This window comes from Pseudomonas sp. FEN, assembly GCF_904067045.1.
GTDB lineage: Bacteria > Pseudomonadota > Gammaproteobacteria > Pseudomonadales > Pseudomonadaceae > Aquipseudomonas.
This window is the reverse complement of the sequence record NZ_CAJFDC010000001.1, coordinates 388,453-406,855: the sequence shown is the minus strand read 5'-3', so window position 1 is coordinate 406,855 and position 18,403 is coordinate 388,453. Positions and strand designations below refer to the sequence as shown.

Sequence of the window (18,403 nt, the reverse complement as noted above, 5' to 3'; positions counted from 1 at the left end):
CGCACTAATAGGCAACCTTTGGTTTTCTTTTGGAAACAATCCGTGAGCGAGATGGATGATCTGGCGGCCTTTGCCGTGTTGGTCGAGGCGGGTAGCTTTACCTTGGCGGCCCAGCAATTGGGCTGCAGCAAGGGGCAACTGTCCAAGCGCATCAGCCAGCTTGAGGCGCGCTTTTCACTGGTGTTGTTGCACCGTACCACGCGGCGCCTGAGTCTCACCGCCGCCGGTGCGGCCTTGTTGCCCCAGGCTCAGGCGCTGGTGGTGCAAGTGGAACGGGCGCATCAGGCCCTGGCCCGGCTCAAGGACGATATTGCCGGTCCCGTGCGCATGACGGTTCCGGTGTCCCTGGGGGAAACCTTTTTCGATGGCCTGTTGCTGGAGTTTTCCCGGAATTATCCCGATGTGCAGATCGAGCTGGACCTGAACAACGGTTTTCGCGATCTGGCCCGCGAGGGCTTCGACCTGGCTATTCGCACCGATGTCGGCAGCGACGAACGCCTGGTGGCGCGGCCATTGTTGGTGATGAACGAACTGACCTGCGCCAGTCCGACCTATCTGGAACGTTACGGTGAACCGCGCACGCCCCAGGAGCTGGCCAACCACCGTTGTCTGCTCAACAGTCACTACAGCGGTCGCGAAGAGTGGCAATACCACCGCCAGCATGAGTTGCTGCGGGTGCGGGTGAATGGTCCCTTTGCCAGCAATCACTACAACCTGTTGAAGAAAGCGGCGTTGGTGGGGGCCGGAATCGCCCGCCTGCCCTCCTATGTATTGCCCGCGGAACTGGCCGATGGGCGTTTACGCTGGCTGCTGCGGGACTACCGCACCCGCGATATGCCGTTGTACCTGGTACATCCTTACCAGGGCGGCCTGCCTCGGCGTACACAGGTACTGGCGGACTATCTGATTGGCTGGTTCAAGCGCAGCGGCGAGGCGCTGGAGCGGCTGTAGGCAGCCACCTTGAGAGCGCCGCAACACTTGTAGAGCCAGCTTGCTGGCGATGGCGGTCGAATAGTCGCAGCAAGACTCAAGGGCCCCATCGCCAGCAAGCTGGCTCCTACGGTTGACCGCGCTGGCCTTGATTGAGGCGCTGGTGCAACCGATCAACGGTAACGCCTGGCGATCAGCTGATCGATGGAGAATACGCCCGGCCCCCTGGCCATCAGCAGCAACAGGATCGCCATCCAGGTGCCATGAGTCGGGTAGGCGTCCGGGTAGACGAACAGCTGGATGGTCAGGGTCATGCCGAACAGCGCCAGCGCCGAGAAGCGCGTGGCCAACCCCAGCAGGATCAGCACCGGGAAAAAGTGCTCGGCAAACGCCGACAGGTGGGCAGCGATCTCCGGCGACAACAGCGGCACCTTGTACTCGCTGGCGAACAACGGGATGGTCGAATCCGCCAGGCGTGGCAGGCCGATATCGAAGGTGCCGGCGATCAGGTCGACGGCAAAACCCTCGACCTTGGTCTGCCCGGATTTCCAGAACACGGCCGCGATGGAGAAGCGTGCGACAAAGGCAACCAGGCTGTAGGGAATCCGCTCGAAGAGCGGGATGGTCCGCCCGATCAGGCGCGCGATGGGATTCTGCGGTTCAGTGCGAGTGTTCATGGACGGGCCTTTTCTTCTGGGTGCAGGTGAGTAATGGCGCTGTAGCGGATCAACAGTGCCAGGGCCTGGCTCGGATCGAACGCCGTGCTGACGCCATAGGCACTGGCCATGGCCAGTCCCAATGGGCGGTGGTTTTGCAGGCACTGGATAAACACCAGGGTGCCGACATCGATCCTGAAAACCTCGACTTGCCAGTGTCGGCGCAGGACCAACGCGGCTTCCCCTTGAGTCGGATCGAGCTGTTCCAACTGACCCTCGCCCTGATGGGCCTCCCATAACGATACGACCGCATGGGGCGAATTCAGCACGGCAACGCTGGGGTGCAGGCGGACCTGTAGGCGGCTGAGGGTCTCGGGGGCGGCGAGGTAGGCGCCAATCTGCTCCGGGCTCAATGGCGTCGCGTCGGCGGCGTGATAGGCGTCGATCCGCAACCGTTCCAGTCGGGCAACGTCCGCCAGGTAGGGCACGCTCGCCGCCGGGGTGAAGTCCTGGATGAAATGGCTGAAGTCTCGACCGTATTCGTTGAGGATCGGGCTGACCGGTGGGGAGTGTTGGACATAGAAGCCGGCCATGGCGCGGAAGAACTCTTCGCCGACCAATGCCATGACCACCGGATAGCTGTCCGCCAGGGCATTGATCAGCGAACTCTGGACATTGTTGCGGTACACCGCGAAACGGCTGCTCGGGTCGGCCCCGTTGGCACTGCACAAGCCGGACGGGCAGGGCAGCGAGGTGTCGAGCAAGGCGGCGCTGAAGTGGGCTTGATCGCTCATGCGGGCTCCCCGGCCTGGCGCAGCAGGTATTCGGCCTGCTCGGCTTCGGCCAGCAGGACCGCGAAGGCGGGCACCTGATTGTCGCGTTCGATCAGCGTGGCGACCGCGCCGATTTGCCCCAGGACCTGGCGATACAACGCCCAGACCGCCTGATCGATCGGCGCGCCATGATCATCGATCAGCAGGCGCTCGCCGAGATTGTCGGCATCCTCGGCGAAACCGGCCAGATGGATTTCTCCCACGGCGTGCAACGGCAAGGCCTCAAGGTAGGCCAGCGCATCGCGCTGGTGGTTGACGCTGGAGACATAGACGTTGTTCACATCCAGTAGCAGCCCGCAACCGGTGCGGCGGATGATTTCACTGATGAAATCCGCTTCATCCAGGGTGGAGCGCTGGAATTGCAGATAAGTCGCCGGATTCTCCAACAACATCGGACGTTTCAAGGTGCTTTGCACCTGGTCGACATGCTCGCAGACCCGCTGCAAAGTGGCGTGGTCGTAGGCCAGCGGCAGCAGGTCGTTGAGAAACACCGGGCCGTGGCTCGACCAGGCCAGGTGTTCGGAAAAGGACTGGGGTTGATAACGCTCGATCAGTGTCGCCAGGCGCTTGAGGTGCTGCTCGTCCAGCGGACCTTCGCCGCCTATGGACAAACCGACGCCATGCAACGACAGCGGGTACTGGTCGCGGATCAAACCCAGGTAATGATGGAACGGCCCGCCGGCGACCATGTAGTTTTCGGCATGAACCTCGAAAAAGCCGAGGTCCGGACATGTTTCGAGTACGCTCTGCAAGTGTTCGGTCTTCAGCCCCAGCCCGGCACGGGGCGGGAGCCCTGGGCCGAGAGCCTGAGCGCGGTGAAGGGCAGCGGATCGCAGTGACATGGGCATCTTCGGCGCTCAGGCTGGCAAGTGACAGGACTCGGGTTGATCAGGCCTTGGGAGTGAAGGCTTCCAACTGGCCTTTGCCGGTAGGCGATGTTTTGCTTTCAAGGCTCACACAGGTGCCTTTTGGCACGGACTTCCAGGAGTTGGCCTGGAAGTCTTTGGTCGAAGTCCCGGCACAGGTGGTGCCGGCACCCGCGGCGCAGTCATTCTTGCCTTTCATGGCCACACCGAAACATTTCTCCATGTCGTCGGCGGCGTGAGCGGTCATCGGCAACGCGGCCATGCTCAGGGCGGAACCGAGGGCCAGGGCCAGGGTGGCGGCGGACAGGGTGCGGGTAGTGGTCGTGCTCATGGTCGATCTCCAGTGTTATTCAGATAGTGAAGCGGTCAGGGGTAGGTTTCATTGCGTTCCTGCCTTACTTGAGCAGCCTCGACAGAATTTGTTACAGCCGAGGAGAAAATAATTGAGGTTTTTAAAAAAGAAAAAGCCCCGACAGGTCGGGGCTTCTCTTTTCTACTGGACAGATCAACCGCCCAGATACGCCTCGCGCACTTTCGGGTCGGTCAGCAAGTCGTTGCCGCTGCCTTCCATCACCACCCGACCGTTTTCCAGCACGTAGGCGCGGTCGGCGATTTTCAGCGCCTGGTTGGCGTTCTGCTCGACCAGGAACACCGTTACACCGTCCTTGCGCAGTTGTTCGATGATATCGAAGATCTGCTGGATGATGATCGGTGCCAGGCCCAGGGACGGTTCGTCCAGCAACAGCAGTTTCGGCTTGCTCATCAGCGCCCGGCCGATGGCGAGCATTTGCTGTTCACCGCCGGACATGGTGCCGCCGCGCTGGTTGAAACGCTCCTTGAGGCGTGGAAACAGACCCAGGACCTTGTCCATCTGCGCCTGGTAATCGCCCTTGTCGGTGAAGAATCCGCCCATGGCGAGGTTCTCTTCCACGGTCAGGCGGGAAAACACGCGACGGCCTTCCGGGACCACCGCGATGCTTTTGCGCATGATCCGCGAAGATTCCTGCCCCACCAGTTCTTCGCCCATGAAGCGGATGCTGCCGCTGTGGGCCTGCGGTGAACCGCAGAGGGTCATCAGCAGGGTCGATTTGCCCGCGCCGTTGGCGCCGATCAGCGTGACGATTTCACCCTGGCGAACCTCCACATTGACGCTGTGCAGGGCCTGGATCTTGCCGTAGAAAGTGGAAACGTTTTCGAATTGCAGCATTTACGCTTCCCCCAGGTAGGCTTTGATCACTTCGGGATTGTCGCGGATCTGTTGTGGCGTGCCGTCGGCCAACGGCGTGCCCTGGTTGATCACGACGATATGGTCGGAAATGCTCATGACCAGTTTCATGTCGTGCTCGATCAGCAGCACGGTGACGTTGTGTTCTTCACGCAGCACACTGATCAGCGCCTTGAGGTCGTCGGTTTCCCGAGGGTTCAGGCCGGCCGCCGGTTCGTCGAGCATGAGGATCCGCGGGCGGGTCATCATGCAGCGGGCGATTTCCAGGCGGCGTTGCTGACCGTAGGCCAGGGTGCCAGCCGGGCGGTTGGCGAACTCGGTCAGGTTGACCTTGTCCAGCCAGTACTCGGCGTACGCCATGGCCTCGCGCTCGCTCTTGCGGAACGATGGGGTCTTGAACAGCCCCGCGAGGAAATTGGTGTTCAGGTGCCGGTGCTGGGCGATCAGCAGGTTTTCCACCGCGGTCATGTCCTTGAACAGACGCACGTTCTGGAAGGTCCGTACCACGCCCTTGCGGGCAATCTCGTGGCCGGCCAGGCCCTGGATCGGTTGGCCGTCGAGCAGGATACTGCCGGCGCTCGGCTTGTAGAAACCGGTCAGGCAGTTGAACACAGTGGTCTTGCCGGCGCCGTTCGGCCCGATCAAGGCCACCACTTGTTTTTCCTGGACGCTCAGGGCCACGCCATTGACCGCCAACAGGCCACCGAAGCGCATGCTCAGGTCGGTTACTTTGAGGATCTCGCGGCTCATTTGCGCAGCTCCATGTGAGGACGTTGCATGGGCAGCAGACCTTGTGGACGCCAAATCATCATCAGCACCATCAGGGCGCCGAACATCAACATGCGGTATTCGCTGAAGTCACGCATCAGTTCCGGCAGCAGGATCATCACCACGGCGGCGAGGATCACCCCCAGTTGCGAGCCCATGCCACCCAGCACGACGATGGCGAGAATGATCGCCGACTCGATGAAGGTGAACGACTCCGGGGTCACCAGGCCTTGGCGGGCGGCGAAGAAGCTGCCGGCGAAACCGGCGAAGCAGGCGCCCAGGGTGAAGGCCGAGAGCTTGATCACGGTCGGATTCAGACCCAGCGCACGGCAGGCGATCTCGTCTTCGCGCAAGGCTTCCCAGGCCCGGCCGATGGGCATGCGCAGCAGGCGGTTGATCACGAACAGCGCAAACAACGCCAGCAACAGCGCCACCAGGTACAGGAACACCACCTTGCTCACCGGGTTGTACGTCAGCCCGAAGAACTCGTGGAAGGTCTGCATGCCTTCGGCGGCGCTACGTTCGAACGACAGCCCGAAGAAGGTTGGCTTGGGAATGTTGCTGATGCCGTTGGGGCCGCCGGTGAGGCCGGTGAGGTTACGCAGGAACAGCCGGATGATTTCACCGAAGCCCAGGGTCACGATGGCCAGGTAGTCACCGCGCAAGCGCAAGACCGGGAAGCCCAGCAGGAAACCGAAGGTGGCGGACATCAGGCCGGCGAGCGGCAGGCAGATCCAGAAGCTCCAACCGAGGTAGTGCGACAGCAACGCGTAGGTGTAGGCACCTACCGCGTAGAAGCCGACATAACCCAGGTCGAGCAGGCCGGCCAGGCCGACCACGATGTTCAGGCCCAGGCCCAGCAACACGTAGATCAGGATCAGGGTGGCGATGTCGACCGCGCCGCGCGAACCGAAGAACGGCCAGATCAGCGCGATCACGATCAGGCCGATGATGATCCAGCGCTGGGTGCGCGGCAGGGTCAGGAACTGGCCGACCTTGGGCGAGACCAACGGACCCCGGGACGACTTGAACAGCGCATTGAATTGCTGGCTGAACAGCACTCGCAGGAACATCAGGACCGAGCACAGGGCAATGATGCCCAGGGTGAGGGGACCGCTGCCCTCCACTTCGAGATTGATCCCGACGATGCTCAGCTTGAGCCCGAGCACCGGGAAGGCCACGGCCCAGACCAACAAGGCGCTGAACAGCGCCGATTTGAGATATCTGTTCATACTTTCTCAACCTCCGGACGGCCCAGGATGCCGGTCGGCCGGAACAACAGCACCAGAACCAAAAGACCGAACGCCACCACGTCCTTGTACTGGTCACCGAAGATATCGGCGCCAAAGGCTTCGGCCACCCCCAGCACCAGCCCACCGAGCATGGCGCCTGGAATACTGCCGATGCCACCCAGGACCGCGGCGGTAAAGGCTTTCAGGCCTACCAGGAAGCCGGCGTTGGGGTTGATCACACCGTATTGCATGCTCAGCAGCACGGCGGCGACCGCCGCCAGCGCGGCACCGATCACGAAGGTCAGAGCGATGATGTTGTTGGTATTGATCCCCAGCAGGTTGGCCATCTTGATGTCTTCGGCACAGGCACGACAGGCGCGGCCCAGGCGCGAACGGGAGATGAACAGCGTCAGTCCGGTCATGGCCACCAGGGTGACAACGAATACCAGAATCTGCATGTAGGAAATCAGCACTTCTTCTGCGCCGCCTGGACCAAAGGAGAAACTCCCCGGGATCAGGTTGGGGATGGACTTGTCCTTGGAGTCCTGGGACAGCAGTACGGTGTTCTGCAGGAAAATCGACATGCCGATGGCGGAAATCAGTGGGATCAGACGGTTGCTGCCCCGCAGGGGGCGGTAGGCAACGCGCTCGATACTGTAGCCATAGGCACTGGTCACGACGATCGTCGCGATAAACGCGGCGCTCATCAACAGCGGCAGTGAATGGATACCCAGCATGGCCAGTCCGGCAAGGACGATGAAGGCCACGTAGGAACCAATCATGTACACCTCGCCATGGGCGAAGTTGATCATTCCAATAATGCCGTAAACCATTGTGTAGCCAATGGCTATCAAGGCATAGGTGCTGCCAATGGTCAGGCCATTAACCAGCTGTTGGAAAAAGTGATAGATCTCAGGCATTACAGCGCTCCTAAAAACCCGATACGCATTTCACTGGTGGAGTCATGTTCCGGCCCGATGCCGTGGTCTGTTGCCACGTCGGCATGGGCGTTTGCCAGCGAACCGCTGGTGACGGTTTTAAGATTTTCAGGTGAGCCAGCTCCCGGATCGCGGGTGTCGGGCCCATAAACCTCGTAAAACAAAGCCCACTGCTTGCACAGTGGGCTTCTTGACCGGTCAGGCCTGACTTACTGAGGGGAAACTTCGGTTTTCGGTTTGCCGAAGTGCCACTGGTAGACCACGAACTTGAAGTCCTTCAGGTCGCCCTTCGCGTCGAAGCTGAGGTCGCCGGTTGGCGTCTTGAAGGTACCGGCGTGGATGGCGGCGGCCACCTTGGCGGTGTCTTCGCTCTTCGCGGCCTTGATGCCCTCGGCGATGACTTCCACGGCCGAGTAGGCCGGGAACACGAATGGACCGGTCGGGTCTTCTTTCTTGGCCGCGAACGCGTCCACCAGGGCCTTGTTGGCTGGATCCTGGTCGAAGGATTTAGGCAGGGTCACCAGCAGGCCTTCGGACGCGTCCTGGGCGATCTGCGAGATGGAGTCGTTGCCGACGCCTTCCGGACCCATGAACTTGGCGTTCAAGCCTTTTTCCTTGGACTGACGCAGGATCAGGCCCAGTTCCGGGTGGTAGCCGCCGTAGTAGACGAAGTCGACGTTGGCTTGCTTGAGTTTCTGGACGATCGAGGAGAAGTCCTTGTCGCCGGCGTTCAGACCTTCGAAGACGGCAACCTTCACGCCTTTCTTCTCGAGGGTCTGCTTGACCGCGGTGGCGATGCCTTCACCGTATTGTTGCTTGTCGTGCAGCACGGCGACGATCTTCGGTTTGACGTGATCGGCGATGTAGTTACCGGCGGCAGGGCCCTGGGCGCTGTCCAGGCCGATGGTGCGGAAGACCATCTTGTAGCCGCGAGCGGTGATTTCCGGGCTGGTGGCGGCCGGAGTGATCATGATCACGCCTTCGTCTTCGTAGATATCCGAAGCCGGTTGGGTGGAGCTGGAGCAGAGGTGACCGACCACGAACTTGACGCCGTCGTTGACCACTTTGTTGGCCACGGCGACGGCCTGTTTAGGGTCGCAGGCATCGTCGTATTCCTTGGCTTCGAGCATCTTGCCGTCGACGCCGCCCTTGGCGTTGATCTGCTCGATGGCCATTTTCGCGCCCATGAACTGCATGTCACCGTACTGGGTCACTGGGCCGGTTTTCGGGCCGGCGATGCCGATCTTGATGGTGTCTGCAGCGAAAGAATGGCTGGCAATACCGGCCAGAACCATAGCGGCGAACAGTTTGGAAATCTGCTTAGTCATTAGTGCTCCACTCTTGCTGTTGTAGTTTTTAGAGTCCTACGGCCGGAGCTGTGGGACCGGGTCAGATTTAACGCCGATGTCCCGGTTCTTGCCCCGGTAACTGTACCGATACAGTTTAGTGTGCGCCCTTATCGATTGGATAGCGGGCAGCCGGAGGCAAAATCGAGACATGTCGCTTAAGTGAAAGAAAAAGACAGAATAGCGGCAGATTGTCATGCAGACTTTTGTCTGGATGTTGCTAGCTTTCAGCTGCAATCCCTGGCGCCTTCCATCCCCTCGATCACCCCTTTAGTTTCATCTGGGTGTTTCCAACCGAGCCTCGACGTTATCATTGCGCCGATTTTTTCTCAGGTGGACCCCCATGATTGAAGAACCTAGCACCCTCTATGCCAAGCTGCTTGGTGAAACCGCATCTATTCGTTGGGAAGAGCTGCAACCGTTCTTTGCCCGGGGTGCCCTATTGTGGGTCGAGCCGGCACTGGATCTGATCGCGGCAGCGGAGGCGGTGGCCGAGAACCAGGCCGGAAAAGTCGCCACATGGCTGGCGAGCGGGGAGCTTGCCAAGGTGTCTGAGTCGCGGGCGCTGGACCTTTTCGAGCGTGATCCGACACTGTGGGCGGTGGTGGTTTCGCCCTGGGTGATGATCCAGGAAAGAGCAACAGAATAATTCAATGCACCGTAATAGCGCATAACGCTTATGCATTTATAGTCTAGGGGTGTGTAGGTCCGTAACTGCGTTGCACAGTAATGGCAGTTTGCTCGTGGAGAAAATCCACAGTCCTGCGGTGGCTGACTATCTCGAGCACACCGCGGTCCTGTAGGCGTCCCGACAAGCCAGGCTCCACAGGCCCGCGCTGTATGAACGTTTTGCGTGCGTAGCGCTGGCGCCGACCTCAGTACTCGGTCTTGCCGGTGTGGTTGTTCAGCGAAATGACCTTGGTCTTGCCAATGCGGTGACGGTAGATCTCGCGCAGGTACTTGATCGCCTTCTTCACGCAATCGCGGGACAGACGGATATCGTTGATCGAGACGAACTTGTCCTTGTCGTTGATCAGCTCACGGTACTTCTTCTCGTACATCGGCTTGATCGCATACCAGTTGGTGTCGAGGATCTTCGCCGGATTTTCGAATTCGTTGAGCAACTCGTCGATGGTCTGTTCGTCGAACTCATCGCGAGTGATGAAGTCCAGCATCGCATTGTCCAGGGTTTCGTCGAAACGGTACGGGTTACGCGCGAAGCAGCGTTTGATAAAGGCCACGATCAGCGTCAGGAAGTCGTCCGACAGGCATGGGCTCTTGGCGATCAGGGTGGTCAGCGAGAGGTTCGCCGAGGCGCCGATCACCAGCGCGTAGCGCTTGAGCGTGGTGTTGGGGAACAGGCTGTTGAGGTGGGTCTTGAGCCGGTTCAGGTCCATATAGGACAGTTTGTAGTCCTTGGGCAGGGACACGATCGAGACCACCGACGAACAGTTCTTGAAGAAGTGCAGGTCGTGCAGCGCCGCCGCGTCGTAGCCCGAGGACTTGTACTGCTCCAGGGCCGCGCGATAGCGCTTGGACTCGATGGGCAGCAGGCTGATGCCTTCGATCGCCTGGGTCACCTTGTTGAAGTGCGGCAGGTCGATGGAACGGAAGAACAGGTCGTCGATGTTCAGCCGCTGGGGCTCTTTCTCGAACACTTTGAACTTGTCGCCGGTGGGCGCCGGCTGTTCCGGTACTACGGATTCGGCATAGGCAATGGCCACGGGGCCGGCCAGGCTCATGAACAGATCGTTGGCATCCAGGCGAATGGTCTCGCCGATGTCGATGCCGGCGCGTCGGAAATAGTTCTGGTCGTAGTCGGTGGTTACCGCCTGGGCGGTCAGGATGTTGAAAATCTGCTGGGAGATGTACTGGTTGGCGTGCTTCTCCATGGCATTGACATCGATGTTCTGGATGTTGCCGTCATCGTTTTCTTCGGCATAACGCATGATGTCGTTGGAGATCAGCATCATCGCGTTCCAGGGGCGGATACGGCCCATGACGCTGGCTTCGCTGCTGTCTTCATTGTCGAAGTTGTACGAGAAGTCCCATTCTTCGGACAGGTACTTGCAAAGCAGGCGACCGGCGTTGATGTGCAGCGCTTCGGACATTTCACTGCGATGGTCGGAAATATTCGGCAGCACGCAGATGCCACTGGTGAAGATCGGTTCGAACACGAAGGAATGGCCGCTCTTGCTGTCGTGCTCGTCGGCCGGCTTGGTGTCGAAGGTCTTGTTCATGTAGGAGTATTGCTGGGCCAGGCCAAACTCCGAGGCCATGCCCGAACCGGTACCGCCGCCGGCGCTGAAGATCGAGAAGTACAGGCGCGACTGGTTGGCCTTGATGCCGCAGGAGTCGATCAGGTACGAGTGGATCATCTTCCAGTCGGGGCTGGAAAAGCGCTGGGTATCCTTGTTCAGGATGATCTTGGCCAGGTACTGGCCGAGGATCGGCGCGTTGCCCGCACCGCCGGCATGGACTTCCGACAGGTCCATGATCTTCATTTTGCTGTAGTCGCGGATAAAACCGCTTTTTTCGCCCTTGCGCGAGAAGCGGATACGCCCGGCGATGTCCTTGTCGAGGTCGCCGAGCATCACCAGCGGTTCCACCAGGAACACCGGCTTGGTGGATTTGTTCTGCACCAGGCGCAGGTTGTTACGAATCCATTGCGCGGGGCGATAGCCTTTGTCGCTGACCTTGTCGTCGTTGTTGAATTCGTTGAGGTAGAACTTGCGGGCGTTGTAGACCAGTTCCGCGACGTCGAGGGCAATGTTCGAACCGCAACGACCCAGGCCGATCAGGCAGACCGATGGAAATTCCTGCTCGCGGCGCAGCTCGCTTTCGCCTTCCGTATGGGGCGAGCGGGGGAAAACCATGTCCCGCAGGCCGTCGAGGTTGTCGAGGATGCGGTCGGTGTTGGTCTCGGTGAAGTACAGGTACTGCTGGGTCGCCAGCGGACGAGGAGTGGAATAGGCCTTGTAGGGTTTTTCCGCGACGGTGGGCAGCTTCTGATCGGATACAGCGGTAGCCGGAATATTTTTAGAGGTCATTGTGCGCCATTTGCCTGGTCTGGTTCGGCGGTCGAGAAGATATCAACGCGCCATCACGGAGTGAGAAATCGCGACTGTACCGCGCGATATTGGCTTGAGCGATAGGGCTTATCCCTAGGATCCCCTAGGGATGAACCTTGTTCGAATACCGATGGATCGGCCAAAAAATGGCGTTCTTTAATTGGCGGGGAACTTTTTATGAATTTTGTACTACAAGAGAATTGAACGCATTAACGGCGATAAAGGCTTGTTGCACGGGATGCCAACGATCTGGCAATGACCTAGATTGCGCTGATTACCAAGGCATCGAACTGTTCCCGCTCCAGCGCTGGCAGCCCGAAAGCGGCGCGGGCCTTGTCACAGTGTTCGTTGTGCACGTCGTCGACCCATGAGGCCTCGAATTCTCGACAGGTGCTCGAGCGTTGCTGGTAGATCGAGCAACTGACGTGCTGGCCGACCTCGCCCGCGAGGGCGGTGCAACGGCTTGGGCGGCGTTCGGTGCCGAGCATGGCGACATGGTTGGGGCTGACCTGGGTGACCAGTTCGTCGGGCACCAGACCGCCGGCCGAGGCGCATTCTCCCCAATAGAAAGACACGCGGAAATGAGCGCAGCAGGCGCCACAGTTCAGACACGGATTAGCGTCGGGCATGGAAGCTCACGGAAAAAGTGGGGGAGAGGTGATCGGCGGCTATTCTAGGCTTTGGAAGGGGCCTGTGCGGTATTTTTTTGCGCGTGCCGATTCGTGCCTTCACGACTGTACCCGGCCCCTTGTAGTCGCCGGTCGAGGCTCCTGCAATGTTGCGGCAGTGGCAGGTGGGGGAAGGCATTGCCGGATATCAACGTCACGAATGGTGGCAGACAGTTCCGGCAGTGCTCACTAGATTGAGGGTTCCGGGCTCAACGCGTCTGGCGGGCAAGCCCCTATAACAATAAAAGAGACGGACCCCATGCAGAACTCGACCCAAGCGGCGAATGCCTGGCGCATTCTGTTCCTGTTGTTCCTCGCCAACCTCTTCAACTTCTACGACCGTACCTTGCCGGCGATTATCATCGAGCCGATCCGCATGGAGTGGCATCTGAGCGACTTCCAGATCGGCATCATCGGCACCGCGTTCACCATTGTCTATGCGATTGCCGGCCTGCCCCTGGGGCGGATGGCCGACAACGGTTCGCGTAGCAAGTTGATGGGCTGGGGCCTGGCGGTCTGGAGTGGGCTGACGGCGGCGAACGGCCTGGTGGGTAGCTTCGCCACCTTCCTGCTGGTGCGCATGGGCGTGGGCATCGGCGAGGCTGCCTATGCACCGGCGGCCAACTCGCTGATCGGCGACCTGTTCCCGGCGCACCGTCGGGCGCGCGCCATGGGTATCTTCATGCTGGGCTTGCCGCTGGGGCTGGTGCTGGCGTTCTTCACCACCGGGGCCATGGTCAAAGCCTTCGACAGTTGGCGCGCGCCGTTCTTTATTGCCGCCGTGCCCGGGCTGCTGCTGGCCCTGTTCATGTTCTTTATCAAGGAGCCGAAGCGCGGTGCCGCGGAAACGGTGAAGGTCTCCCAGGAGAAGCTCGACCGGCCTGTACGCCGCCTGCTGGCGATCCCGACGTTTCTCTGGCTGGTGCTGGCGGGGCTGACCTTCAACTTCGCCACCTATGCCTGCAACTCGTTCCTGGTGCCGATGCTGCAGCGCTATTTCCTCATGCCCTTGCAGGAAGCGGCGGTGGCCACCGGTCTGATTGTCGGGGTCACCGGGCTGCTCGGGTTGACGCTGGGCGGCTGGGTCGCGGACAAGCTGCATCAGCGCATCGCCAACGGGCGCTTGCTGTTCGCGGCGGTGAGCCTGGTGATCTCGACATTGACCACCGCCTGGGCGCTGCATGCCGGGCGGATCGAGATCGGCGTGTTCGTGGTGGTGTTCAGTGTCGGCTGGCTGTTTGCCTACAACTTCTACACCTGTGTCTATACGGCGATTCAGGATGTGGTCGAGCCGCGACTGCGGGCGACGGCCATGGCCGTGTACTTTGCCGGCTTGTATCTATTGGGCGGCGGCTTGGGGCCAGTGGTGGTCGGCCTGCTGTCCGATCATTTCGCCCAGGCGGCGATGCTGGCGGCGGGGGCCGAGCAGATGAGCGAAGCGTTCAAGGCGGTCGGTCTGCATGATGCGATGTACCTGATTCCGGGGGCCTTGTTGCTGACTCTGGCGTTCCTGTTTCAGGCGGCGCGTTGTTTCAGCAAGGATGCGCGGCGTATGCGCGAGGGGATGGTGGCGGATGCGCCGGCCGTGGCGCCTGTGACGGCCTGATAATCAGGTAGACCGAGTCGCTCCCTTCGCGGGCAAGCTCCGCTCCCACAGTATTGGAGACGTTCTTCTATTTTGTGTAGGGCATAAAACTGTGGGAGCGGAGCTTGCCCGCGAAGAGGCCCTTAGGTGCGCCGACTCCCACAGAGATGTATTACATCAACCAGCCACCAACACCCGAATTGCTTCCAGGCGCAGCGCGGCTTTTTCCAGCATCGCCAGGCCTTGTTCACGCTGTTGACGCAACGCCATCAATTCGCTGTCACGCACGCTCGGATTGACCGCCTGCAAGGCGGTCAGGCGTGCCAGCTCTTCGTCGGTATCGGCCGCCAGGCGACGCTGTGCCTCGGCCACGCGCTCGGCGTGACGCGGTGCGATCTTGGCCTCGCCGGCGTTGATCTTCGGCGTCAGGGTATCGCGTTGGGCCTGGATGAACTTGTTGGCGCTGGCCCGTGGCACGCTTTCCAGCTGGTCGTTCAGGGTTTCGAACGCCACCCGTGCCGACAGGTCGTTGCCATTGGCATCCAGCAGGCAGCGCAGCGCCGCCGGTGGCAGGTAACGACCCAGTTGCAGTGAGCGCGGCGCGACCACTTCGCTGACGTAGAGCAGTTCCAGCAACACGGTACCGGGCTTGAGCGCCTTGTTCTTGATCAGCGCCACGGCGGTGTTGCCCATCGAGCCGGACAGCACCAGGTCCATGCCGCCCTGCACCATCGGGTGTTCCCAGGTGATGAACTGCATGTCTTCGCGCGACAGCGCCTGGTTGCGGTCGTAGGTGATGGTCACGCCTTCGTCGTCGCCCAGCGGGAAGCTGGCGTCGAGCATCTTCTCGCTCGGTTTGAGGATCAGGGCGTTTTCCGAATGGTCTTCGCTGTCGATACCGAACGCGTCGAACAGGGTTTCCATATAGATAGGCAGGGCGAACTGGTCGTCCTGTTCATGGATCGCCTCGACCAGCGCGTCACCTTCGCCAGCACCACCGGAATTGAGTTCCAGCAGGCGGTCGCGACCGGTGTGCAGCTCGGCCTCCAGGCGCTCGCGCTCGCCGCGGGCTTCGTCGATCAGCGCTTGCCACTGGTCGTCATCGGTGTTTTCCAGCAGCGGCAGCAGGCGCGGGCCGAACTGGTGCTGCAAGGCATTGCCGGTCGGGCAGGTGTTGAGGAAAGCGTTCAGCGCCTCGTGGTACCACTGGAACAGGCGCTCCTGGGGCGAGGTTTGCAGGTACGGCACGTGCAGTTCGATCACATGTTTCTGGCCGATCCGGTCCAGCCGGCCGATCCGCTGCTCCAGCAGGTCCGGGTGGGACGGCAGGTCGAACAGTACCAGGTGGTGGGCGAACTGGAAGTTGCGACCTTCGCTGCCGATTTCCGAGCAGATCAGCACCTGGGCGCCGAACTCTTCGTCGGCGAAGTAGGCGGCGGCGCGGTCACGCTCGAGGATGTTCATGCCTTCGTGGAAGACCGTGGCCGGAATGCCGGAGCGCACGCGCAGGGCGTCTTCCAGGTCCATGGCGGTCTCGGCATGAGCGCAGATCACCAGGACCTTGGTGCGCTTGAGCATCTTCAACTGATCGATCAGCCACTCGACGCGCGGGTCGAAGCGCCACCAACGGGCTTCGTCGTCGGTGTCCGGCTGAGCCTGGAAGCTGACCTCCGGGTACAGTTCGGCGTGATCGCCCAGGGGCAGTTCGAGGTATTCGTCCGGGCACGGCAGCGGGTAGGCATGCAGCTTGCGCTCCGGGAACCCCTGCACGGCGGCGCGGGTGTTGCGAAACAGCACGCGGCCGGTGCCGTGGCGGTCGAGCAGCTCGCGTACCAGGCGGGCGCTGGCATCGCTGTCGCCGTCGTTGACGGCATCGAGCAGGGCCTGTCCTTCGTCGCCGAGGAAGCCCTGGATGGTTTTATGCGCGGTTGGCGACAGGCGGCCTTTGTCCAGCAGCTCCTGGACGGCTTCGGCCACCGGGCGATAGTTCTCGCTCTCGGCGCGGAAGGCTTTCAGGTCGTGGAAACGGTTCGGGTCGAGCAGGCGCAGGCGCGCAAAGTGGCTGTCCTGGCCCAGTTGTTCCGGGGTCGCGGTCAGCAGCAGGACGCCGGGAATGGTCTCGGCCAACTGTTCGACCAGGGAGTATTGCGGGCTGACGTGATCTTCGTGCCAGACCAGGTGGTGGGCTTCGTCGACCACCAGCAGGTCCCAGCCGGCGGCGAACAGCGCATCCTGGGCCTTCTCGTCTTCCACCAGCCATTCCAGGGCCACCAGGGCCAACTGGGTGTCTTCGAACGGATTGCTGGCATCGCTTTCGATAAAGCGTTCGGCATCGAACAGCGCGACCTGCAGGTTGAAGCGCCGGCGCATTTCCACCAGCCACTGGTGCTGCAGATTCTCCGGTACCAGGATCAGTACGCGGTTGGCGCGGCCCGAGAGCAGTTGGCGATGGATCACCAGGCCTGCTTCGATGGTCTTGCCCAGGCCCACTTCGTCGGCCAGCAAGACCCGTGGCGCGATCCGGTCGGCGACTTCCCGGGCGATGTGCAACTGGTGGGCGATCGGTTGCGCACGCACGCCACCCAGGCCCCAGAGCGAGGACTGCAACTGCCGGCTGGTGTGTTCCAGGGTGTGATAGCGCAGCGAAAACCAGGCCAACGGGTCGATCTGCCCGGCGAACAGACGGTCGCTGGCCAGGCGGAACTGGATGAAGTTCGACAGTTGGGTTTCCGGCAGCGTGACGGTTTCGTTCTGCGCGTTGAGGCCGTGGTAGACCAGCAGCCCGTCGACATCGTCGACTTCACGCACGGTCATTTTCCAGCCTTCGAAGTGGGTGATGGAGTCGCCCGGCGAGAACCGCACACGGGTCAGGGGCGCATTCCGTAGCGCATACTGGCGGGTGTCGCCAGTGGCCGGGTAGAGCACGGTCAACAAGCGGCCGTCCTGTGCCAGAACGGTGCCTAAACCCAACTCCGCTTCGCTGTCACTGATCCAGCGTTGCCCCGGTTGATACTGCTGCGCCATGCTGCCTGACTCCCGCCTTGAAAAAGCCGACTATGTTAACGGAATCGGCGCTTCAGGCCAAAAGAAGCTCACAAATACCGCGCTTTTAGTGAGTATTGCGTCCTGTAGGCGCGGCCGGTCGACCAATGGGTTGCCTGAATGAGCGCCAGCGCGAGTAATCGAGCGTCGACCGACTGCTCCTGCAGGAAGTTGCGCGAGACCTGAAGAAAAGGTTAGTTCATCGGGATGTCGGGCACCTTCGTGTGTTAATCCGGTCACACTTTGACCATCCCGGGCTCAAGTCACCGAGGTTGCCGCCGACAGCCTGACGACAGGAGAAAACCACTATGCTGCCACCGATACTACCCCTGAGTGTCGTACCGGTTACGTCCCAGACCGATCCGATTCGACCGCGACCGGACATCCCGCCCGTGGTGCCGATACAGCAAAGCTCCAATGAGAGCACCATTGACCTGCAAAAGCGTGACCCGGAAGAGGCCGCTTGGCTGCTGCGCGAGGAACAGCGGCGCAAGCAGGAACAACAGCAACGCCGACGCGAAGCCGATGACGATCCGGAGCTGCACCTGGCCGTTCCGGGTGACGAATTGAATGCCGACAACACCGTACCCGTGGTGGCGCTGATGGAAGATCAGCCGCGTCAGGGGTTGTTGGTGGACGTCGAGGTCTGACGATGCTCGTTTGCCAGCGCCCGCACTTGCCCGCATTATTAGTCGGTAGCGTGTGTTGAAGGTTGCCAAAAGTGGCCTCTTCGATGGAACTCGACTGATAGCGATGCAATGTGACTATGAACCCAGATGACAAGTTGATCGACCTTGATGCCGAACGGGCCAAACGCGTCCATGATCTCAACGAAAAGCGCTTGAACGAAGTCCGCCAGGCATTCGAGCAGGCCATGCCGCTGGGCAAGGGCAAGAAAAAACCGAAGAACAAGCCGAAAAAGCGCTGACCCCCCCCCTGATTCTTGATATGGATCAGTTATTCCCCTTCTCCCGCGCCCTGCCTTGGGCAGCATTGACCCTGGTCAATTTTTCACCGTGCCTGCTGGGCTAACTTAGCCCCATCGCAACAAGGCAAGTGCAGGAGGCCAGTCATGTTTTTCGATAACGTGGTGATCGCCGGAGTACTGACAGTTGGTCTCATGGTGATGTTCTTTGCCGGTTTTGGATTTTTTATCTGGAAAGACTCACATAAACGGAAAAAACCGTAGAGTTTCCAGGGAACGAGCACGCAAGGCATTTTGGGCGACTTCGGTCGCCCTTTT

General features: G+C 60.7%; 19 protein-coding genes. 6 read left to right on the top strand and 13 right to left on the bottom strand.

Annotated features, from left to right (window positions below):
* Positions 1-42: 42 nt before the first annotated feature.
* Positions 43-951 (top strand): LysR family transcriptional regulator, encoded by a 909-nt coding sequence (locus tag PFEN_RS01945; RefSeq protein ID WP_191485356.1) that lies wholly within the window; start codon positions 43-45, stop codon positions 949-951.
* A 152-nt stretch (positions 952-1,103) separates the two neighbouring features.
* Here the strand turns inward: PFEN_RS01945 and PFEN_RS01940 are convergent, their stop codons facing one another.
* The 10 genes from PFEN_RS01940 to PFEN_RS01895 all read right to left on the bottom strand — a co-directional run bounded on the left by PFEN_RS01940 (position 1,104) and on the right by PFEN_RS01895 (position 8,776).
* Positions 1,104-1,607 carry a DoxX family protein gene (locus tag PFEN_RS01940; RefSeq protein WP_191485355.1) on the bottom strand — a complete coding sequence of 168 codons (504 nt, stop codon included), beginning with the start codon at positions 1,605-1,607 and terminating at the stop codon, positions 1,104-1,106.
* Positions 1,604-2,380, bottom strand: a complete 777-nt coding sequence (locus PFEN_RS01935) for a DNA-binding domain-containing protein (protein ID WP_191485354.1) — start codon at positions 2,378-2,380, stop codon at positions 1,604-1,606. The genes PFEN_RS01940 and PFEN_RS01935 overlap by 4 nt, the downstream gene beginning before the upstream one ends.
* A complete protein-coding gene (locus PFEN_RS01930; RefSeq protein ID WP_191485353.1) occupies positions 2,377-3,261 on the bottom strand; it encodes a DUF692 domain-containing protein in 885 nt (294 codons plus the stop codon). Before PFEN_RS01930 ends, PFEN_RS01935 begins: the two co-directional genes overlap by 4 nt.
* A 46-nt stretch (positions 3,262-3,307) precedes the next feature.
* Positions 3,308-3,616: a DUF2282 domain-containing protein gene (locus PFEN_RS01925; protein ID WP_191485352.1), complete on the bottom strand. Its 309-nt coding sequence runs from the start codon at positions 3,614-3,616 to the stop codon at positions 3,308-3,310.
* A gap of 174 nt (positions 3,617-3,790) precedes the next feature.
* Complete coding sequence (locus PFEN_RS01920) at positions 3,791-4,492, bottom strand: ABC transporter ATP-binding protein (RefSeq protein WP_191485351.1); 702 nt, start codon at positions 4,490-4,492, stop codon at positions 3,791-3,793.
* Positions 4,493-5,260 (bottom strand): high-affinity branched-chain amino acid ABC transporter ATP-binding protein LivG, encoded by a 768-nt coding sequence (gene livG, locus PFEN_RS01915; RefSeq protein WP_191485350.1) that lies wholly within the window; start codon positions 5,258-5,260, stop codon positions 4,493-4,495.
* On the bottom strand, positions 5,257-6,510 hold the full coding sequence (locus tag PFEN_RS01910) for a high-affinity branched-chain amino acid ABC transporter permease LivM (RefSeq protein WP_191485349.1): 1,254 nt from the start codon (positions 6,508-6,510) through the stop codon (positions 5,257-5,259). The genes livG and PFEN_RS01910 overlap by 4 nt, the downstream gene beginning before the upstream one ends.
* Entirely contained in the window at positions 6,507-7,430 is a 924-nt protein-coding gene (gene livH, locus PFEN_RS01905; protein WP_191485348.1) for a high-affinity branched-chain amino acid ABC transporter permease LivH, read from the bottom strand. The genes PFEN_RS01910 and livH overlap by 4 nt, the downstream gene beginning before the upstream one ends.
* Positions 7,430-7,612, bottom strand: a complete 183-nt coding sequence (locus tag PFEN_RS01900) for a hypothetical protein (RefSeq protein ID WP_191485924.1) — start codon at positions 7,610-7,612, stop codon at positions 7,430-7,432. Before PFEN_RS01900 ends, livH begins: the two co-directional genes overlap by 1 nt.
* A 45-nt stretch (positions 7,613-7,657) precedes the next feature.
* Positions 7,658-8,776, bottom strand: coding sequence for a branched-chain amino acid ABC transporter substrate-binding protein (locus tag PFEN_RS01895; RefSeq protein WP_191485347.1), 1,119 nt, complete (start codon positions 8,774-8,776; stop codon positions 7,658-7,660).
* 361 nt (positions 8,777-9,137) lie between these two features.
* Here PFEN_RS01895 and PFEN_RS01890 point away from each other — a divergent pair, with 361 nt between their 5' ends.
* Entirely contained in the window at positions 9,138-9,443 is a 306-nt protein-coding gene (locus PFEN_RS01890) for a DUF2288 domain-containing protein (protein WP_191485346.1), read from the top strand.
* A gap of 226 nt (positions 9,444-9,669) precedes the next feature.
* Here the strand turns inward: PFEN_RS01890 and PFEN_RS01885 are convergent, their stop codons facing one another.
* Together PFEN_RS01885 and PFEN_RS01880 are read right to left on the bottom strand one after the other, a co-directional pair.
* Positions 9,670-11,844 carry a hypothetical protein gene (locus PFEN_RS01885; protein ID WP_191485345.1) on the bottom strand — a complete coding sequence of 725 codons (2,175 nt, stop codon included), beginning with the start codon at positions 11,842-11,844 and terminating at the stop codon, positions 9,670-9,672.
* Between the two features lie 281 nt (positions 11,845-12,125).
* The gene (locus PFEN_RS01880) at positions 12,126-12,494 is read right to left on the bottom strand and encodes a YkgJ family cysteine cluster protein (RefSeq protein WP_191485344.1); all 369 of its coding nucleotides are present in this window, start codon (positions 12,492-12,494) and stop codon (positions 12,126-12,128) included.
* Between the two features lie 298 nt (positions 12,495-12,792).
* On the opposite strand from PFEN_RS01880, the gene PFEN_RS01875 reads away from it, so the two are divergent.
* Positions 12,793-14,139, top strand: coding sequence for a spinster family MFS transporter (locus PFEN_RS01875; RefSeq protein WP_191485343.1), 1,347 nt, complete (start codon positions 12,793-12,795; stop codon positions 14,137-14,139).
* 156 nt (positions 14,140-14,295) lie between these two features.
* On the opposite strand, the gene rapA is transcribed toward PFEN_RS01875, so the two are convergent.
* Positions 14,296-17,142, bottom strand: coding sequence for an RNA polymerase-associated protein RapA (gene rapA, locus PFEN_RS01870; protein ID WP_191485342.1), 2,847 nt, complete (start codon positions 17,140-17,142; stop codon positions 14,296-14,298).
* A gap of 326 nt (positions 17,143-17,468) precedes the next feature.
* Here rapA and PFEN_RS01865 point away from each other — a divergent pair, with 326 nt between their 5' ends.
* The 3 genes from PFEN_RS01865 to ccoM all read left to right on the top strand — a co-directional run bounded on the left by PFEN_RS01865 (position 17,469) and on the right by ccoM (position 18,349).
* Entirely contained in the window at positions 17,469-17,810 is a 342-nt protein-coding gene (locus PFEN_RS01865; protein ID WP_191485341.1) for an aspartate-semialdehyde dehydrogenase, read from the top strand.
* A gap of 116 nt (positions 17,811-17,926) precedes the next feature.
* The gene (locus tag PFEN_RS01860; protein WP_191485340.1) at positions 17,927-18,088 is read left to right on the top strand and encodes a hypothetical protein; all 162 of its coding nucleotides are present in this window, start codon (positions 17,927-17,929) and stop codon (positions 18,086-18,088) included.
* Positions 18,089-18,232: 144 nt separating this feature from the next.
* Positions 18,233-18,349, top strand: a complete 117-nt coding sequence (gene ccoM / locus PFEN_RS31175; protein ID WP_017127681.1) for a cytochrome c oxidase subunit CcoM — start codon at positions 18,233-18,235, stop codon at positions 18,347-18,349.
* Positions 18,350-18,403 lie beyond the last annotated feature (54 nt).

Excerpts from the sequence above, each read along its gene's own strand:
- PFEN_RS01940 (WP_191485355.1), bottom strand. The coding sequence starts at position 1,607 with ATGAACACTCGCACTGAACCGCAGAATCCCATCGCGCGCCTGATCGGG.
- PFEN_RS01935 (WP_191485354.1), bottom strand. The coding sequence starts at position 2,380 with ATGAGCGATCAAGCCCACTTCAGCGCCGCCTTGCTCGACACCTCGCTG.
- PFEN_RS01930 (WP_191485353.1), bottom strand. The coding sequence starts at position 3,261 with ATGTCACTGCGATCCGCTGCCCTTCACCGCGCTCAGGCTCTCGGCCCA.
- PFEN_RS01925 (WP_191485352.1), bottom strand. The coding sequence starts at position 3,616 with ATGAGCACGACCACTACCCGCACCCTGTCCGCCGCCACCCTGGCCCTG.
- PFEN_RS01920 (WP_191485351.1), bottom strand. The coding sequence starts at position 4,492 with ATGCTGCAATTCGAAAACGTTTCCACTTTCTACGGCAAGATCCAGGCC.
- livG (WP_191485350.1), bottom strand. The coding sequence starts at position 5,260 with ATGAGCCGCGAGATCCTCAAAGTAACCGACCTGAGCATGCGCTTCGGT.
- PFEN_RS01910 (WP_191485349.1), bottom strand. The coding sequence starts at position 6,510 with ATGAACAGATATCTCAAATCGGCGCTGTTCAGCGCCTTGTTGGTCTGG.
- livH (WP_191485348.1), bottom strand. The coding sequence starts at position 7,430 with ATGCCTGAGATCTATCACTTTTTCCAACAGCTGGTTAATGGCCTGACC.
- PFEN_RS01895 (WP_191485347.1), bottom strand. The coding sequence starts at position 8,776 with ATGACTAAGCAGATTTCCAAACTGTTCGCCGCTATGGTTCTGGCCGGT.
- PFEN_RS01890 (WP_191485346.1), top strand. The coding sequence starts at position 9,138 with ATGATTGAAGAACCTAGCACCCTCTATGCCAAGCTGCTTGGTGAAACC.
- PFEN_RS01885 (WP_191485345.1), bottom strand. The coding sequence starts at position 11,844 with ATGACCTCTAAAAATATTCCGGCTACCGCTGTATCCGATCAGAAGCTG.
- PFEN_RS01880 (WP_191485344.1), bottom strand. The coding sequence starts at position 12,494 with ATGCCCGACGCTAATCCGTGTCTGAACTGTGGCGCCTGCTGCGCTCAT.
- PFEN_RS01875 (WP_191485343.1), top strand. The coding sequence starts at position 12,793 with ATGCAGAACTCGACCCAAGCGGCGAATGCCTGGCGCATTCTGTTCCTG.
- rapA (WP_191485342.1), bottom strand. The coding sequence starts at position 17,142 with ATGGCGCAGCAGTATCAACCGGGGCAACGCTGGATCAGTGACAGCGAA.
- PFEN_RS01865 (WP_191485341.1), top strand. The coding sequence starts at position 17,469 with ATGCTGCCACCGATACTACCCCTGAGTGTCGTACCGGTTACGTCCCAG.
- PFEN_RS01860 (WP_191485340.1), top strand. The coding sequence starts at position 17,927 with ATGAACCCAGATGACAAGTTGATCGACCTTGATGCCGAACGGGCCAAA.
- ccoM (WP_017127681.1), top strand. The coding sequence starts at position 18,233 with ATGTTTTTCGATAACGTGGTGATCGCCGGAGTACTGACAGTTGGTCTC.